Genomic DNA, 18007 nt, shown 5'->3' with positions numbered 1-18007 from the left:
AATGAGTTCTCCTCTTGTGCTTATCGCTGTTTTGGCAAGACCTACGTAGAGGTACTAGCCATAATGTTGCTCAAAATTCTGCATAAAGTTGCAAAGTTCAATCACGCCCTGTTCGGGCATCGCGTTATATAAACTGGCGCGCATTCCACCCAACGATTTATGCCCTGCTAGCTGCAAAAAACCATGTTCAGCCGCTTGCTGAATAAAAATTGGTTCAAGCTTTGAATCGTGAATGAAAAATGGCACGTTCATGCGCGAACGTACCGCGGGTGCTACCGAGTTGCGATAAAAACCGCTCTGATCAAGGGTTTGATAAAGTCGCTGCGCCTTACGCTGATTACGTTGCTGCATCGCCGCCACACCCTGTAATTGTCCTTCGCGTTGCTGCAGCAACCACTCAAACATCAATCCCGCAACATAAATTGCCCACGTCGGCGGTGTGTTGTACATCGAGTCATGCTGTGCTTGCAGGGTAAAATCCAGAACGCTTGGGCAGATAGGCAATGCTTGCCCTAATAAATCTTCACACACGATAAAGATGGTTAAGCCGGCAGGTCCAAGGTTCTTTTGTGCGCCAGCAAATGCCACCCCCACTCGTGACCAATCAATCGCACGTGACGCAATATCTGATGAGCAATCCACCACTAGTGGAATATCTAAGCCGAGCGCCGCTAAATCAGGCAACTCAGAAAACTCCACGCCATCTACTGTTTCATTGCTGCATAGATGCAAATAAGCGCTTGAGTTATCTAACTGCCACTGATCAAACTCAGGAATACTTAGGTAGCCATCTGTTAATGGCTGAAATGCTGTACGCACTTGAGTGTACTTTTCCGCTTCCTGTATCGAGCGCTCGCTCCAATGTCCGGTGACGGCAATGGTAACGGGTAAGTTTTTAGCTAAATTGAGCACTACCGCTGCATTCGCACCACTGCCGCCGCCCTGTAAAAACAACACCTTAAAATTCTGCGGAATCTGCAGCAAAGTACGTAAGCGCTGTTCTGCTTGCTGCTGTATCGCCATAAAATGGTCACTGCGGTGACTTATTTCCATTACGCTCAAACCCTGTCCTTGCCAGCACGGCAAATCCGCGGCAATCTGATCCAATACCGCTTGCGGCATGGTTCCGGGGCCAGCTGAAAAATTAAATGGGCGATTAGTTGTTAACATTTCCACTACTCCATACAAACACAGAGCAATACCCAGCGGCATTGACAGAAGCGAATTTATACCTCTACATTGGAGTGATTAGACCAGCCATTTAGCAACAATAAGGCAGACCACTTTTGATTAAGCACGCCCAGCTAGAAACAGTTAAAACTTGGCTCAATCATCCCGATTACGCCAAATATCCCTTATATTTACGCATTCAACGGGCATTAAGACAGCTAATCGTCGATGGCAGCCTTGCCGCCAATAAAGCCTTACCTGCCACTCGAGCCCTGGCAAAATCCTTATCGGTATCTCGCGATACAGTAGAAAATGCCTACAGTTTGCTGCATGCCGAAGGCTATATAGAACGACGCATGGGCAGCGGCAGTTTTGTCGCGCCTGTTCCAGCACTGAATAAACCCCAAAAAAGCCGCAGCCTGACTAATCAAACTCCCAATCCCTCCAAGCTCAGCCAACGCGGACAACTGATGATTGCCGATCGAGGATTGCGTGAAGTATTGGTGCCCAAACCCTTTGCCCCTGGTGTTCCAGAAACTCGCTTATTTCCACTGTCATTGTGGGCACGCTTAGAGCGTCAGGTGATCAAGGAACATAGTTTTCAAGCATTACAGCGCTGCGATTCGCAAGGCATATTAGCCTTGCGCCAAGTGATTGCTGATTACGTCAATCTAGAACGCGGCGCGCACGCCAGCGCTGAACGCGTGCTGATTCTGACCAGTTCACAACAAGCGATTAGTTTGTGTGCACAACTATTGCTAGATGCAGGCGATAAAATTATTATGGAAAACCCCATGTACCAAGGCGCGCGCAGTGCGTTTAACAGCGCTGGGGTCACTATCTGCCCGATCAGTGTCGATCAGCAAGGAATTCAAGCCGAGTTATTTGCCAACCAAGGCAAAGGCGCGAAAGCGGTATTTCTGACGCCCTCACACCAATATCCAACAGGTGTTACTTTATCCTTGGAACGTCGTTTAGCGCTGATCGAATGGGCGCAGCAACAGCAGGCGTGGATTATAGAGGACGATTACGACAGCGAATTTCACTATGCCAGCAAGCCAACAGCTTGCGTACAGGGATTAGATAGCTATCAGCGTACCATTTATATCGGTACCTTCACTAAATCGCTGTTTCCAGGGCTACGCATTGGTTACATGATTTTGCCACCAAGCTTAGTATTACCAATGACCACCGCACGTACCCTGCAAGACGGACACAACGCCACCATCAGCCAACTAACCTTGGCACGCTTTATCGAAAATGGACATTTTGGTGCTTATATTCGGCAAATGCGCTTAGTCTACGCTAAGCGTTTAGCCTATTTACAACAATGTTTAGCCAGCGAATTAAGCGAATATCTGATTCCATCCAATCCACTCGGTGGTATGCAAATCTTTTGTGAATTACGCTTGCCAATCGACGAAGATCAAGTGATTGCCTTAGCTAAACAACAACGCATCGAACTCACCAAACTCTCCTCGCTTTACCTCAATCACGATCAAAAATCCGGCTTCCTACTCGGCTTCGCCGCCTACACCACAAACGAAATATACCTTGCTGTTCAAGCCCTTAAAACAATATTTGCAGATATTGTCCATTCTGCAGAAATATAGCTGATACTCAAAATCCTGTAGAACGGTGGCTAGCATACTGAATCAACAACTATTAGCTCTCCAAACCAATGCAATTCTGCCGCCAATGCCGCAACGTCGCCGACCACCAATAATGAAGGCGCTTTAAAGGCATGTTCTGTAGCCAGCTGGGGGATCTGCGCTAACTCTCCCAATAACACCCGTTGATTTGGCCGCGAACCATTTTCAATCAAGGCACAGCTTGTCTCGGCGGCACGACCTTCGGCTAGCAAACGTTGGCTAAAAGCTACAATCTGCTGTAATCCCATGTATACCACCAGCGTTTGATCCTCAGAACTGCTGACCAAACTCACTGGCTGACTATTTGCCTGTTGATGCCCAGTAATTAACTGCACGCCTTGGGCATATTCACGGTGGGTTAAAGGAATCCCACTGTAAGCACCGCAGGCCAAGGCAGCGGTAATTCCAGGGACTACCCGATACGGCACCTGATGCGCTCTTAGTACGCTCAGCTCTTCGCCGCCACGACCAAAAACAAAGGCATCGCCCCCTTTCAGCCGCACCACGGTTAAACCTTGGGCCACATAATCCAGCATCAACTGATGTATTCGGGCTTGGGTCGCGTGGTGATCTTCACCTACCTTTTTTCCGACATAAACTTGGGTAGCATCACGCCGAGCTAGCTCTAAAATTTCATCACTCACCAAGCGATCATACAAAATCACATCCGCCTGATTCAGTGCGCGCAATCCATGCAAGGTCAATAAACCAGGATCACCTGAACCTGCCCCGACTAAAATCACCTGCCCTGTACTAGGCAGTCGTGGCTGCTGCAAAGCCGCCTCTAAACGCTGGCAAGCGGTGTTCCACTGCGCGGCCTGCACTGCTTGCGCCACTGGTCCGTCAATCACCCAATCATAAAAAGCACGGCGTGCTTCTAGCTCTGGAAACTGTTGCTGAATTGCCTGGCGATACTGCTGCAGTAACTGAGTAATGTCAGCCAAAGACTCATCCAATAATGTTTCCAACTTAGCGCGCACATAACGCGCCATCATCGGCGCAGCCCCAGCGGAAGAAATGGCAATCGTTAAGGGCGCCCGATCAACAATCGCAGGAACCTGATAACTGGATAATTCAGCATCATCCACCACATTAACTAAGCGAAAACGCGCCTCTGCATCATCGGCAATTTGTGCGTTAAGACTGCGGTTATTGGTCGCCGCCACAGCTAAATACACTTGATCTAAGTCTCTCGCTTTATAATCGCGTTGCAACCAAGTGATTTGCTGAGCCGCATGCCAGCGCTGCACTTGCTCACTGGCGTGATGGGCCACCACTGTAATCAACGCCTGACTTTTAAGTAATAAGTGGATTTTACGCTCGGCAATTTCACCCGCCCCCACGACCAGTACTGGACGCTTAGCTAAGTTGGCAAATAAAGGAAATAACGCAGTGTCAGTCATGATCATTCTTCAGCTAGCAAGTGAAAGGTAACCAGTGTTTGGGTTATTAATGGCCTACCTGTTAGATCGCTACTTTATAAAGCGCCAGCCACGGCAACAACCAGCGTTTAGCTATATCGATATGCCTCTCTAACCATATAAATTTATGGTCTTAGCTAAGCCCATGGGTTGTTTGCTAATTTTTAATAAGCCATAACCAGTGGCCTTAATTAATCATTGATTTCAGGCTTTTTTAGCAAATTCATTATTTGGAGGGCAGATGATGACGCAGATAATTCCTACTCAGTCGACTGATAGCTATCCCGCCCGTTGGGCGCAGCTGCTAGATGACTTACACCAGATTGCGCAGCACTCGCCGACTACTGCTTTTGCTAATTCTTTAGGCGCTGAAGATATGGTGTTACAGCATGCCTTAAGCATGCTTAAACAAACTAATCCTGAGCTCAGCATTACCAGCTTTGTGATCGATACGGGTCGTTTACATAGTGCTACTTTGCAGTTAATTGACACCATTGAGCAACGCTACGGCACCTCACTGATGGTTTTACATCCTGATCCCGAGCAGGTTGAAGCACATGTAAAAACCCATGGCGCTTTTGCTTTCTATGAGAGTTTAGCGCTGCGTAAAGCCTGCTGCACGATTCGCAAGGTTGCGCCCTTACAAGCATTTTTACCGCAGTTTTCGGCCTGGATTACTGGGCAGCGTAAAGACCAAGCCGTAACCCGCGCTCACTTGGATTTTCAAGAGCAGGATGAGGTGTTTGGCTTAATTAAATTTAATCCGCTACGTGATTGGTCGTTTGCCGATATCTGGACTGCGATTCGCCACCAGCAAATCCCCTACAACCCTCTGCATGATCAGGGTTACCCATCGATTGGCTGCGAACCCTGTACCCGCGCCATTAAACCCGATGAAGACCTGCGCGCTGGCCGCTGGTGGTGGGAGCAGCGCGATACCGTTGAGTGTGGTTTACACGCCACCAATTTAGAACACTCTCAGCATTAATGGCCTTGCCCGCTGCCAATGCTTAATTTTTATTGATAGGAATCACCATGAGCACAGTTGCAAACTCCCATCTAGATTGGCTAGAAGCAGAAGCCATCTATGTGTTGCGTGAAATTGCGGCAGAATGCCAACGCCCCGTTTTATTATTCTCTGGTGGCAAGGATTCAGCCGTACTGCTTAAACTGGCCGAAAAAGCTTTTCGTCCAGGTAAATTTCCTTTTCCTTTGATGCATATTGATACCGGCCATAACTATCCTGAGGTCATCGAGTTTCGTGATCAATACGTCGCCCAGCTCGGTGAACAATTAATTGTCCGTTCAGTTGAAGACTCGATCGCGCGGGGAACCGTCACCCTGCACCACGCCAATGCTTCGCGCAACGGCGCGCAAGCGGTGACTTTGCTGGAGGCCATCGAGGAATTTGGCTTTGACGCCTGCATTGGTGGCGCCCGCCGTGATGAAGAAAAAGCAAGGGCCAAAGAGCGCTTTGTCTCGTTTCGTGATGCCTTTGGCCAGTGGGATCCTAAAAATCAGCGTCCCGAGCTCTGGCACCTGTTTAATACCCGAATCCATCCAGGCGAAAACCTGCGGGCGTTCCCGATTTCTAACTGGACTGAAATGGATGTCTGGCAATACATCGAACGTGAGCAAATTGCTCTGCCACCGATTTATTACAGCCACAAACGTGAGGTGGTGCGCCGCGACGGCTTATTGGTGCCCAATACCGCGCTCACCCCGCCTAAAGAAGGCGAAATAATCGAAGTAGTGGATGTGCGTTTTCGCACCGTGGGCGATATTTCCTGCACCTGCCCTGTTGAGTCGTTAGCCAGTAATCCTCTGGAAATTATTCAAGAAACCGCCATTGCCACCTTAACCGAGCGAGGCGCCACACGGATGGATGATCAAAGCTCGGAAGCCTCCATGGAACACCGTAAACGTCAGGGGTATTTCTAATGACTACACAGGATTTAAACTGGCTCAACAGCCAACAAACCGATGTACTGCGCTTTATTACTGCAGGCTCAGTGGATGATGGCAAATCTACCCTGATTGGTCGCCTATTGTTTGATACCAAAGGTGTTTTTATTGATCAACTGGCGGCGATTAATCGCTCCAAATATAAGCGCACCGAGCAGGATCAACCCGACCTAGCCCTATTAACCGATGGCTTAGAAGCAGAGCGGGAGCAAGGCATTACCATTGATGTGGCCTATCGCTACTTTGCCACCCCCAAACGCAAATTTATTGTTGCTGATGCCCCAGGCCATGAGCAGTACACCCGCAATATGATCACCGGTGCCTCGACTGCGCAAGCAGCGATTATTTTAATTGATGCCAGTAAGATCAAACATGGCCAATTGCTTACCCAAACCCGCCGTCACTCAGTGATTGCACAGTTGCTGGGTATCGAGCACATTATCGTCGCAGTCAATAAAATGGATTTAGTTAACTGGGATCAACAGGTGTTTGTGCAAATTCAACAGGCCTATCAGGAACTGGCGCAGCAAGTGGGCATTGAGCAGTTTCATATCATTCCGGTCGCAGCCTTAACTGGCGATAACATTAGCACTGCCAGCGCCCACACCCCATGGTATAACGGTCCGACTTTGTTGCATCTATTAGAAACCTTACCTACCAATACGCAACCGCTTGCGGCCAATGCTAAGCTCTACGTGCAGTGGGTGATTCGGCATAATGGCCAAGCCCAAGATGCCTTCCGTGGTTATGCCGGCCAATTATTAGAAGGCCAGCTTAAAGTAGGCGACAGCATTAGCGTCTGGCCTAGCCAAGTGCAAGCCACCATTAAACAACTGTATCGCTCAGGCCAAGCTGTGAGCGAGGTGCAGGCTGGCGATGCGATTACTTTAGAGCTGCAAGAAAATATTGATATTTCGCGGGGTGATTTAATTACCCAGGCTGAAGTTCAGGTGCCGTTAGAGCGCAAGCTAGAGGCAGATATTTGCTGGCTTGATACGACCCCAGTGAATCTCGCTCGCACCTATTGGCTAAAACAAGGTACCCGCCTAACCCAAACTAAACTGACACAAATTCACCATGTGCGAGATATCGCAACCCTAGAACCTAATCAAGACAAAGCCACTCTGGAGATGAATGACATTGCCCGCATTAGCTTACTCGCCCGCGATCCCCTCATTCATGTGCCTTATCAACAACAAAAAGCCATTGGTGCTTTTATTTTGATTGATCCTTCTTCTAATCAAACCGTGGCTGCAGGCATGCTGCAATAACACGGCCAATCCTGCGCTCGCGGTTAACTCTATGAATTAGTCGCGAGCCCGCTTGTTAATTCCCACCTGTACCACCCTCTGCATCACCCTCAGGCCCTCAATCTGTTGCACGTTACCCCAGCACAAAATGCAATATTATAACTTTTTGTTGATTTGTTACGTTATAACACTAAAATGGCTGCGTTTTTGATAATTCTCTGATCCGAGGTTAGTCACCATGCAACGCCCTTCTCCTACTTCTTTAACCCTGTTAGCGGTGAGTATTAGCTTATCAACTCACGCGCTAGCGGCTGATCCTGTGCTGCAATTGCCCACCACCGTAGTTAGCGCCAGTCCCCTAGCCAGCTCACCTAATGCTATGACCAGCGCTGCTGAAGTCTTAACCACAGAAGATTTATTACTGCAACGTAAAGCCACCTTAGGTGAAACCATTGAGCAACTGCCAGGAGTTCGCGGCAGTTCCTTTGGTGCAGGCGCTAGTCGCCCGGTGATTCGTGGTATGGATGGCGCCCGGGTAAAAGTCTTATCCAACGGTGTGAGCAGTCTCGATGCTTCAACGTTAAGCCCTGATCATGCAGTCACTTTAGAGCCTATGCTCAGCCAACAGATTGAAGTACTCAAAGGACCAGCCACCTTACTTTATGGCGGTGGTGCTATTGGCGGCGTAGTCAACGTGCTCGACAGTAAAATTCCTGAGTATTTACCAGAAAATGGTCACGCCGTTGATCTGGAGTGGCAAGCCAACAACGTAGCCAAAAGTAATACCGCCGCGGCTGGTGCCACCTTAGGCATGGGGCCTTTTGCGCTACGTGTCGAAGGGTTAAAGCGCAATGCCAATGCTTATCGCCTAGCCGGTCATGAAGATGGCAGCCGCGCTAAAAAACAAACCGGCTCTTACAACGATACCGACAGCGCCAGCCTTGGCTTAAGCTGGATCACCGATACAGGCTACACCGGCATCGCCTACAGTCGCCAAGCCAACACCTACGGTTTACTGGCACATGAGCACGGGCATTGCCATACCCATGGCCAAGGCAGCAGTTTGCACTGGCACTGTGGCTCTCACGGACACGGACACGGACACGGACACGGACACGACGAACATGATGAGCACGGCGTGCCTTATATTGATATGGTGCAAAAACGCTGGGATTTACGTTCAGACTACGAACAGCCCTTTGCTGGGATTGAACAATTACGCTTTCGCGCTAGCCATAGCGATTATCAACATGATGAAATTGAAGGCCACGAAGTCAGTACAGCCTTCGATAGCCGTGCCTGGGATAGCCGCTTAGAACTCACGCACGAACCACTGTGGGGTTGGAAAGGGGTATTTGGTGGACAGTTAAGCCGGCGTAACTTTAAAGCCAGCGGCGAAGAGGCTTATGTACCCAAAACATTAACCAAGAACCACGCCCTGTTTTTACTCGAAGAGTACCAATGGCAAAACTGGCGCTACGAGCTAGGCCTGCGCCATGAATGGCAATCGATTGATGCCAAAAGTCAGCAACCTGATCGCAGCCATCAAGGCACTTCGTTCTCTTTAGGCAGCGTTTGGCAGTTTCACCCTGACTACAATGCCGCTATTTCTTGGTCACGCTCACAGCGCTTACCAGTGGCTGAAGAACTCTATGCCTTTGGCCCTCACGCCGCTAGCCGTACCGTCGAAATTGGCAACCCTAAACTGAACAAAGAAACTTCACATAATATCGAGCTTTCCGTGAAAAAAATTAACGGCCCGCTAACTTTCAATTTAACCGCCTATCAAAATCGCATTAACGACTATATCCATGGTGCCGATACTGGCGAGCGTCCAGGATCTGGCTATCGCGTCCTCGAGTATCGTCAACAAGATGCTGTCTTTCGTGGTTTAGAAGGTCAAGCTCGTTATCAATTAGCCCGTGGCTTAGCGGTCTCGGTCCAAGGTGATCATGTGCGCGGCAAGCTGCGTAATAAACAAGGTAATCTCGCACGGATTCCAGCCGATCGCTTCGGGATCAAGGTTGAGCAACAATTTGCCGATAACATTCAAGCCTCTGCAGAGCTATTTCGCGTACAGCAACAAAACCGCTTAGCCGATTTTGAAAGCAAAACCTCGGGCTATAACTTATTAGGTGCCGGTATTAGCTATCAAGGAGCACTCAATGCACAAAGCGACTATCAGCTGTATTTACGCGGTGATAACTTGCTTAATGTTAAAGCCCGCGAACATACGTCATTCATCAAAGACCGCGTGCAATTACCCGGTCGTAATCTAACCGTAGGAGTTAAAGTTACCCTTTAATAGTTACCCTTTTCAGCTTCTTTGTTTCTTAAATAGCTCTACAGTCAATTTAGCCACTGCTTCGCGGTGGCTTTTTTTATCGGCTAAATTTGTCATGCAGGGGCTGATTTATTACAACCCTTGAATTAAATCGATGCCATCCCAATATATAAGGTATAAGCAAACCATAGGAGGTAAACGATGAGTATGTTTCCTACACGTAACCGTCTATTTGATGAACTGCTAGATAACTTAGGCGGTTATTATATTAAGCCCTTACATGGCGAAGCTTTACCCCAAAGCATTAAAGTTGATATTGAAGAAATTAACGATACTTATCATATTCAGGCCGAACTACCTGGCGTAAAAAAAGAAGATATCCACGTAGATATTGATGGCGCGGTAGTCAGCATTAAAGCAGAAATCATGCAAAAAAATGCTACCGGCGAAGACAGTCGACGCTTACGCAGCGAGCGCTATTACGGTAGCGTGTCACGGCGCTTTGAATTACCGACTGAAATTGACCTAGAACAGGCGCAGGCAGAATATAACGATGGGGTATTACACTTAGTCTTACCAAAACGTAAACCCGCTGAAAATAGCCGCAAACTTACTATCAAGTAATGTCTTAAGTAAATCACGCCTTAACTGTCAGGTTGCTAATCCGTCAGCAGCCTGACAGTCATGCCAGCTAAAACGTCTACTGCTAATTGCTTTGTTGCCTATAATGCGCATCACATCCTCAAATATCGGCTAATGGCGTTATGAATGTTTCTGCTTTTTCTAATCGTTATATTCAACATTACCCACTGGCACTGCAACAGCAAGTAGAGCAACTCTGGAATCAGCAAAAGCTCAATGCGTATTTACAGGCTAGGTATCAAACCCCACACAATCACACTAATGATAAAGCGCTTTATCATTACATCCAGCACCTGAAAAACACCCACTTAAAATCAGCGCCGCCCATTGCAAAAGCACTCTATGACAGCAAACTCGATGTGATTCACCACGCCTTAGGGCTCCATACCTCATATGCTAGGGTGCAAGGTAATAAGCTTAAAGTAAAAAAAGAAATTCGAGTTTCTCATCTATTCAAACAGGCCGATAGCGCATTTTTAAACATGATTGTGGTACACGAGCTTGCTCACTTACGAGAAAGTGCACACAACAAAAGCTTCTACCAGCTCTGTGAGTTTATGATGCCCAATTACCATCAGGTAGAGTTTGATTTTCGAGTTTATCTCACTGCACAACTACAACATACTTAGCCAGCTGACTAATCCCTAAGCAAAGCGTTTAACCACGAAGCGCTCAAATATCGAGCGCTTTTTTTGTTATACTTGCACCCATTTTAATTCTTTCATTGAGGCGCTATTAAGCATGAGCAAGCAAGCTGCCGAAGTCGCAAAACGCCGTACTTTCGCTATTATCTCGCACCCGGATGCGGGTAAAACCACCATTACCGAGCGCCTACTGTTAATGGGGCAAGCCATTTCGGTAGCGGGCACGGTTAAATCCCGTAAGTCCGATCGCCATGCCACCTCAGACTGGATGGAAATGGAAAAGCAACGGGGTATTTCAATTACCACCTCGGTGATGCAGTTTCCTTACCGCGAGCACATGATTAACCTGCTCGATACCCCAGGTCACGAAGACTTCTCGGAAGATACTTACCGCACCCTAACCGCGGTCGATAGCGCCCTGATGATGATTGACGGCGGTAAAGGGGTAGAGCCTCGTACTATCGCCTTAATGAACGTCTGTCGCCTACGCGATACGCCGATCATTAGTTTTGTGAACAAACTCGACCGTGATATTCGTGATCCCATTGAGCTACTGGATGAAATCGAAGAAGTGCTCAATATTCAAGCCGCGCCCATTACCTGGCCGATTGGTTCTTATCGTGAATTTAAAGGGGTGTATCATCTAACTGATGACTGTATCTATGTATATAGTCCAGGACATGGCCATGAGCGTACCGAAGCCAAAGTGATTCAAGGCCTCGATAGCCCCGAAGCCAGGGCGCTAATTGGTGACCTGTACGATGATTTCATCGAAGAATTAGAGCTGGTACAGGGCGCCTGCCATGAGTTTGATCATGAACTGTTCTTAGCCGGTAAAATGACCCCAGTGTTCTTTGGTACCGCACTTGGCAACTTTGGGGTTGATCATGTGCTAGATGCCTTTGTTAATTGGGCGCCACAACCCCAATCGCGCGACACTGAAGTGCGTGCGGTGCAGCCTAGCGAAGAAACTTTTAGTGGTTTCGTGTTTAAAATTCAGGCCAATATGGATCCACGCCACCGCGACCGGATTGCCTTTATGCGGGTATGTTCAGGTAAGTACGAGCAAGGCATGAAAATGCGCCACGTACGGATTAACAAAGACATTAAAATTGCCGATGCGCTTACCTTTTTCTCAAGTGATCGTGAGCGTCTAGAAGAAGCTTATGCCGGCGATATTATTGGCCTACACAACCACGGTACAATTCAAATTGGCGATACCTTTACCGCCGGTGAAAGTATGACCTTTATGGGCATCCCGCACTTTGCGCCAGAATTATTCCGCCGTGTGCGCCTAAAAGATCCGCTCAAGTCCAAACAGTTACGCCAAGGTTTGCAGGAGTTAGCTGAAGAAGGCGCCACCCAGGTATTCTTCCCCCAGCACAATAACGATATTATTTTGGGTGCCATCGGCGTGCTGCAATTTGATGTGGTGGCTAGCCGCTTAAAAGAAGAATACAAAGTCGACTGTATTTACGAATCAGTTAACGTTTGGTCGGCGCGTTGGATTGAATGTGATAACGCGAAAAAGCTGGATGAGTTTAAAGATAAAGCCTACGACAATTTATCAATTGATGGCGGCGGTCACCTCACCTACCTTGCCCCTACCCGAGTTAACCTGAGTTTAATGGAAGAGCGTTGGCCCGATATTAAATTCTTAGCCACTCGCGAGCACCACTAACTTTCGCGGCCGCCAGCTCGCTGACTCAGCTAGGCGCAACGCTTAGCTGAGTACACTAAGGAGCCACCATGCAGCTGATTGACTCCCATTGCCACCTTGACTTCCCTGAGTTTGATCATGATCGCGCCCAAGTGATTCAGCGTAGTCAAGCTCTGGGTGTGAGTCACATGCTGCTGGCAGGCACTACTCAGGCGACCTGGCAGCGCCTGCTTGCTACTCTTAAAGAGTTTCCTAATCTCTACGGCGCGCTGGGTTTACACCCGTATTTTTTAGCCGAGCACCAGGCCCTGCACCTTCAACAGCTAGCCGAACAACTCAGCAGCCAGGCCAATAACCCACAACTGGTTGCAGTGGGTGAAATCGGCTTAGATTTTCAGTTGCCAGAACTTGATCGAAGCCAACAACACTACTTTTTTGAGCAACAACTAGCGCTAGCTCATGAGTTTAATTTGCCAGCCATTATTCATGTGCGCAAAGCTCACGACCCAACCATCGCTACCCTAAAACGCTTTAAACTGCCGCGCGGTGGAATAATTCATGCTTTTAATGGCAGCCCAGAACAGGCCAAAGAATACATTAAGCTGGGGTTTTACCTAGGCATTGGCGGCGCTTATACCTGGCCAAATGCCACCCGCTTACAGCGTACCTTGCAGCAACTGCCGCTAGACAGCCTGCTGCTGGAAACCGACAGCCCCGATATGGCGCCAAGTTTTACAGCTAATCAGCGCAACAGCCCAGAAAACCTGCTGCAAATCTGCCAGCAGGTAGCCCAAATCTTACAGGTATCCCCTGAGCAACTGGCCAAGCATTCTAGCCAAAACTTTCACCAGCTTTTTCAGCTAACAGCGGCGCAATAAAAAAGCCGATCTCAGTTGACTGAAATCGGCTTAAGTTTAGTCCACTAACAGACTTAGCTTTTGATCTTGCACTCAAGGGACTGATCAGGGTTGGCCATTAGGTCGGTAAAGTAAGCGGTATCGCCCTTGCTCCACCATTCATAAATGTCGCCAACATATTTAGTACCACTGCCAGAGATAACCTGCGCCAGGGTATAAATTTTGCCGTTAGGTAGACGAATTTCCGCCAAATTCGATTCACCTGAATCGTAGTAGCGCACCGAATAGGTTTTTTTATCGCTGCACTGGTAGCTGCTCATTTTGCCAACTACTGCGGTGGTAACCCGCTCTAGGGTATCGCCTGACTTTTTAAATGAGTTTTCCATACTGCTACAGCCCACAGCCGCTAGCGCCAGTGTTGCAAAACCTAAGTATTTCAATGACTGAGTAAGTGTGTTCATTAAGATGTCCTCCCAACTAGATGCAGCATCAGACCGCATACACGGCAAAATATTCCATTATTTTATTGCGCTGACTCAGGATAAAGCCGCTGCATAGCTTGTAAGCGCTCGGTGATGGCCTTACGCCAATGCGTGGGGGCTTGCACCTGAATATGCTCGCCCAAGCCAAATACCCACCATAGGGTTTCACTGTCATCGGGCACAGTAGCAACTAAACGATAATCCTCACTATGGGCCATAGGCGTCAGCTGTTGTTGCTCAGCCAGCGGGGTTTTTTTTAACACCCAGGCCATATCAGCCGAAACAATCGCCTCCAGTGTTACCTGCTGAATAGGCGCAGCGCTGTTCAGCTCATCACGAATGTAGTGATCAATATTAAACTCTGGATGCTCTTTGGCAGGCTGCTCCAATACAGTAGCGGCCTGAATTCGATGCAAGGCAAATTGGCGTAGATCAGTGTACTCATTAACGCTGGCAATTAAGTAGCTGATAGCATGCCTTGAGACAACCCCCGCAGGATGCAAGACAAACTGACTGGGCTGGGTTTTATTACGCCCTAAGTAACTAACCTGTATTTGCTTACGCTCCAGCAACGCATTCGATACCGCCGCCCACACCTCAGCACTGACTTCTGCTGGCAGCAAACATTTACCGTTCGGTATCGCCCGCACTGAACGCGACCAATGCGATAGGTGGTTTTTACTCATGCTATTAATGTACGACCACGCCCGACTAAACTGCGGCGCCATTAAGTCCAGCACACTTTGCGGCAATAAGTTTTGCAAGTGTTCTTCAGCCAGCGCCAAAGCCAAGGCCGTTGGCGACTCTATATCACGCAAATCCACCGTGCCACCGGCAATAAAGCTCCACGCATTACGCCCATTACGCTTTTCGGTGGTTAACTGAAAAGGCCCAGACAATCGCACTAAATCACGCTGCACACTACGCAGCGTTACCTCAAAGCCCCGCTCTTGTAGCTTTTCTTGCAACACTGCAGTGCTAGTAAAACGCGGCGCCTCCGGAATTAAACGCAACAAAGTTAATTGCCGTAACAGCGTATCTTTAGTGCCTGACATGGTGCTAAATCCAACTCTTAATAATTAGTAAGTGTTCTATCGTTGCTTCAACATAAGCTTAGTTTTTATCTATTCAGCGGATGTTATAAGTAACTTAGATTAAATAATGCACGCTAGGGTATCTAATCATGCAAACCATTATTCTTGATCATCGTCATTTAGAACTGGCTTATGAAAATCAATGCTTGCTTTAGCCTGCATCTAATTCACTCGTTTAGCGACTGTAACAGCAAATATAGCAGCTGGTACGCCTCATCCTTTCTATCTAGAACCCTTGCCTCATACAGAACGAATTGCCATGCTTTGGTCACTTTAGAATCTTTGCTGGGAAGGTCGTGCAGATGAGACGGTTATTGGCGGTGATGTTAGCGGTGCCTTTGTTACTGGTAGCCTTAGGCGCGGGCTATTTGTATTACAAACTGCCCAAGCGCAGCGGCAGTCTTGCTTTGTCTGGGCTAAGTGCTGAAGTTCAGGTGCATTATGATGAGCGCGGGGTGCCGCATATTTATGCCGAGAACCAAACCGATATGTACCGTGCACTTGGATTTGTGCATGCCCAAGATCGGTTATTTCAAATGGAAATTATGCGCCGCCTAGCAAACGGCGAGCTAGCCGAAGTGCTGGGTGAAGATTTAGTTAACATTGATAAGCTGTTTCGTACCCTACGGCTGGCCGAACACGCACGGCAGTATATCGCGAATATCCCTGCCGATAGCCCCGCATTAGCCGCAATGCAAGCCTATTTAGCTGGCGTCAACCACTACCAAGCAACAGGTCCTGCACCAGTTGAGTACGATTTACTGGGCATTCAGCCGCGTCCTTTTACCCCAGAAGACACGGTGGCGATTGCCGGCTATTTGGCCTACAGCTTTGCCGCAGCTTTTCGCACCGAGCCGGTGCTAAGCTTTATTCAGCAAGAGCTGGGCAATGATTATTTGGATATTTTTCCCCTCGATAGCCCAAGCACTGGCGCAGTAAGCCAACTGCCACAAGACTCCTTGCAAGCGCTACAACAGGTTGCCCGCTTATCCCATAGTGCTTTATTAGATGCTGGTCTTCCGCAATTTGAAGGCAGTAATGCGTGGGCCGTTTCTGGTGCCCATACTGCAAGCGGCCTACCTATTTTGGCGGGTGATCCACACATTACTTTTTCGACCCCAGCAGTTTGGTATGAGGCACACCTAAATAGCCCAGATTTTGAACTGTATGGACATTTTATGGCGCTCAATCCCTTTGCGTTGCTAGGGCATAATCAAAACTTCGCTTGGAGCATTACGATGTTCCAAAATGATGATGTGGATTTAATTGCCGAGCAGCTCAATCCGGACAATCCGCAGCAAGTTTGGCATAAGCAGCAATGGGTCGAGCTAGAACAGCACACCGAGCTCATTAAAGTTAAAGGCGCTGAGCCGGTGGCGTTAACCCTTTCGCGCTCGCCCAATGGCCCGATTATTACCGATATTGTGGAAGGACCAGTGAGCCAGCCAATCGCGCTATGGTGGGCATTTTTAGAAACTGAAAACCCCTTACTGGATGCGTTTTATCTGCTCAATCGCGCGGATCATCTAGAAGCGGCGCGGGAGGCGGTGCAAAAAATTCATGCACCAGGATTAAATATTGTCTGGGCCAACGCCGAAGGTGATATTGCTTGGTGGGCCGCAGCTAAGTTGCCGATTAGGCCAGAGGGAGTGAACCCTAACTTAGTATTGCAGGCCAACCAAGGGCAGGCACAAAAGTTAGGCTTTTATGACTTTAGCTACAATCCGCAGCTAGAAAATCCGGTAAACGGCAAAATTTTGTCCGCCAACTACCGCACTGCTTCGCCTAAAGGCATTAGTATTCCTGGCTATTACAACCCGCCCGAGCGTGGCCAACGGCTCTGGGACTTGCTACAGGCAAACATTAGCCCTTGGCAAGCCAGCGATATGCAAGCGCTGCAGCTAGATGCCCAATCAGATTATGCGCCTAAGGTGCTGCAGGCCTTAGCTGCTGAGTTACAACAGGCCGCGCAAACCGATGCGCAACAGCAGGCAGTGGCAGCGTTACTGAACTGGCACGGCGACTATCCGCTAGACAGTGCGCTACCTACTCTGTTTAGTGAATTTAGCATGCAGCTGATGCAAAACGTGGTGCAGCCTAACATTGGTGAGGAGCTGTATCACGCCTTGGTGCACACGCGAATTATCGATTATGCCTTACCTGAACTGGCCCAGCGCCAGCAATCACTTTGGTGGCGTGATGCCCAAGGGCGGCAAGCTGCAGTCGCAGCCGCATGGCAAGCCAGTTGGGCGCACTTAAGCGAACTGTATGGCGAGCAGTGGCAAGACTGGCATTGGGGACAAGCCCACCGTATTACCCACAAACACCCCTTAGGTCAGGTCGCCCCTTTGGATTTTTTGCTTAATATTGGCGAGTTTGCCGCGCCAGGTGGACACGAGCTGCCCAATAACTTTTCTGCTGCCCGCAGTATTGCGCCTTGGCCCGTTAGTTATGGTCCTTCTACGCGACGGATTATTGACTTTGCTAATACCGATTATTCATTAGGCATTATTCCCACTGGGCAAAGTGGCGTATTTTTTGATAAACATTATGCAGACCAAGCCCAAGACCATACATTAGGTATTTATCAAAAACAGTATTTATCTCCTGAGTTAATTAAACAACAAACGGCTTCGTCACTTAAATTAACTCCTAAATAAACCACTAAACCAAGCGCCAGTTATTACATACAACAACTGGCGCAACCTATTTTAACTTTTAACTTTTAACTTTTAACTTTTAACTTTTAACTTTTAACTTTTAACTTTTAACTTTTAACTTTTAACTTTTAACTTTTAACTTTTAACTTTTAACTTTTAACTTTAATCTTTAATCTTTAATCTTTAATCTTTAATCTTTAATCTTTAATCTTTAATAAATAATAAA

At 48.1% G+C, this 18007-nt stretch carries 14 protein-coding genes; 10 read left to right on the top strand and 4 right to left on the bottom strand.

Features of this window, described 5'->3' with window-relative positions; all coding sequences use genetic code 11:
- Nucleotides 1–54: 54 nt before the first annotated feature.
- Nucleotides 55–1170, bottom strand: a complete 1116-nt coding sequence (gene serC / locus AKN87_RS09260; protein WP_053103245.1) for a 3-phosphoserine/phosphohydroxythreonine transaminase — start codon at nt 1168–1170, stop codon at nt 55–57.
- A gap of 116 nt (nt 1171–1286) precedes the next feature.
- On the opposite strand from serC, the gene pdxR reads away from it, so the two are divergent.
- On the top strand, nt 1287–2783 hold the full coding sequence (gene pdxR, locus AKN87_RS09255; protein ID WP_053103244.1) for a MocR-like pyridoxine biosynthesis transcription factor PdxR: 1497 nt from the start codon (nt 1287–1289) through the stop codon (nt 2781–2783).
- 29 nt (nt 2784–2812) lie between these two features.
- Here the strand turns inward: pdxR and cysG are convergent, their stop codons facing one another.
- Entirely contained in the window at nt 2813–4225 is a 1413-nt protein-coding gene (gene cysG / locus AKN87_RS09250; protein ID WP_053103243.1) for a siroheme synthase CysG, read from the bottom strand.
- 259 nt (nt 4226–4484) lie between these two features.
- On the opposite strand from cysG, the gene AKN87_RS09245 reads away from it, so the two are divergent.
- The 8 genes from AKN87_RS09245 to AKN87_RS09210 all read left to right on the top strand — a co-directional run bounded on the left by AKN87_RS09245 (nt 4485) and on the right by AKN87_RS09210 (nt 13566).
- Complete coding sequence (locus AKN87_RS09245; protein WP_231692600.1) at nt 4485–5231, top strand: phosphoadenylyl-sulfate reductase; 747 nt, start codon at nt 4485–4487, stop codon at nt 5229–5231.
- A gap of 47 nt (nt 5232–5278) precedes the next feature.
- The gene (gene cysD, locus AKN87_RS09240; RefSeq protein ID WP_053100861.1) at nt 5279–6184 is read left to right on the top strand and encodes a sulfate adenylyltransferase subunit CysD; all 906 of its coding nucleotides are present in this window, start codon (nt 5279–5281) and stop codon (nt 6182–6184) included.
- A complete protein-coding gene (locus AKN87_RS09235; protein ID WP_053100860.1) occupies nt 6184–7479 on the top strand; it encodes a sulfate adenylyltransferase subunit 1 in 1296 nt (431 codons plus the stop codon). The genes cysD and AKN87_RS09235 overlap by 1 nt, the downstream gene beginning before the upstream one ends.
- 217 nt (nt 7480–7696) lie before the next feature.
- A complete protein-coding gene (locus AKN87_RS09230; RefSeq protein ID WP_053103242.1) occupies nt 7697–9763 on the top strand; it encodes a TonB-dependent receptor in 2067 nt (688 codons plus the stop codon).
- A 180-nt stretch (nt 9764–9943) separates the two neighbouring features.
- Complete coding sequence (locus AKN87_RS09225; protein ID WP_053103241.1) at nt 9944–10366, top strand: Hsp20/alpha crystallin family protein; 423 nt, start codon at nt 9944–9946, stop codon at nt 10364–10366.
- A gap of 140 nt (nt 10367–10506) precedes the next feature.
- Nucleotides 10507–11013: a YgjP-like metallopeptidase domain-containing protein gene (locus AKN87_RS09220; RefSeq protein ID WP_053103240.1), complete on the top strand. Its 507-nt coding sequence runs from the start codon at nt 10507–10509 to the stop codon at nt 11011–11013.
- Nucleotides 11014–11125: 112 nt separating this feature from the next.
- A complete protein-coding gene (locus tag AKN87_RS09215) occupies nt 11126–12709 on the top strand; it encodes a peptide chain release factor 3 (RefSeq protein ID WP_053100856.1) in 1584 nt (527 codons plus the stop codon).
- Between the two features lie 68 nt (nt 12710–12777).
- Nucleotides 12778–13566 (top strand): TatD family hydrolase, encoded by a 789-nt coding sequence (locus tag AKN87_RS09210; RefSeq protein WP_053103239.1) that lies wholly within the window; start codon nt 12778–12780, stop codon nt 13564–13566.
- A 53-nt stretch (nt 13567–13619) separates the two neighbouring features.
- Here the strand turns inward: AKN87_RS09210 and AKN87_RS09205 are convergent, their stop codons facing one another.
- Nucleotides 13620–14006 carry an MliC family protein gene (locus AKN87_RS09205; RefSeq protein WP_053103238.1) on the bottom strand — a complete coding sequence of 129 codons (387 nt, stop codon included), beginning with the start codon at nt 14004–14006 and terminating at the stop codon, nt 13620–13622.
- A gap of 62 nt (nt 14007–14068) precedes the next feature.
- Nucleotides 14069–15082: a helix-turn-helix transcriptional regulator gene (locus AKN87_RS09200; protein WP_053103237.1), complete on the bottom strand. Its 1014-nt coding sequence runs from the start codon at nt 15080–15082 to the stop codon at nt 14069–14071.
- A 341-nt stretch (nt 15083–15423) separates the two neighbouring features.
- Here AKN87_RS09200 and AKN87_RS09195 point away from each other — a divergent pair, with 341 nt between their 5' ends.
- On the top strand, nt 15424–17781 hold the full coding sequence (locus tag AKN87_RS09195) for a penicillin acylase family protein (RefSeq protein ID WP_053103236.1): 2358 nt from the start codon (nt 15424–15426) through the stop codon (nt 17779–17781).
- Nucleotides 17782–18007 lie beyond the last annotated feature (226 nt).

The organism is Thiopseudomonas alkaliphila, assembly GCF_001267175.1.
Lineage (GTDB): Bacteria > Pseudomonadota > Gammaproteobacteria > Pseudomonadales > Pseudomonadaceae > Oblitimonas > Oblitimonas alkaliphila.
This window is presented reverse-complemented; position numbering and strand designations above follow the sequence as displayed.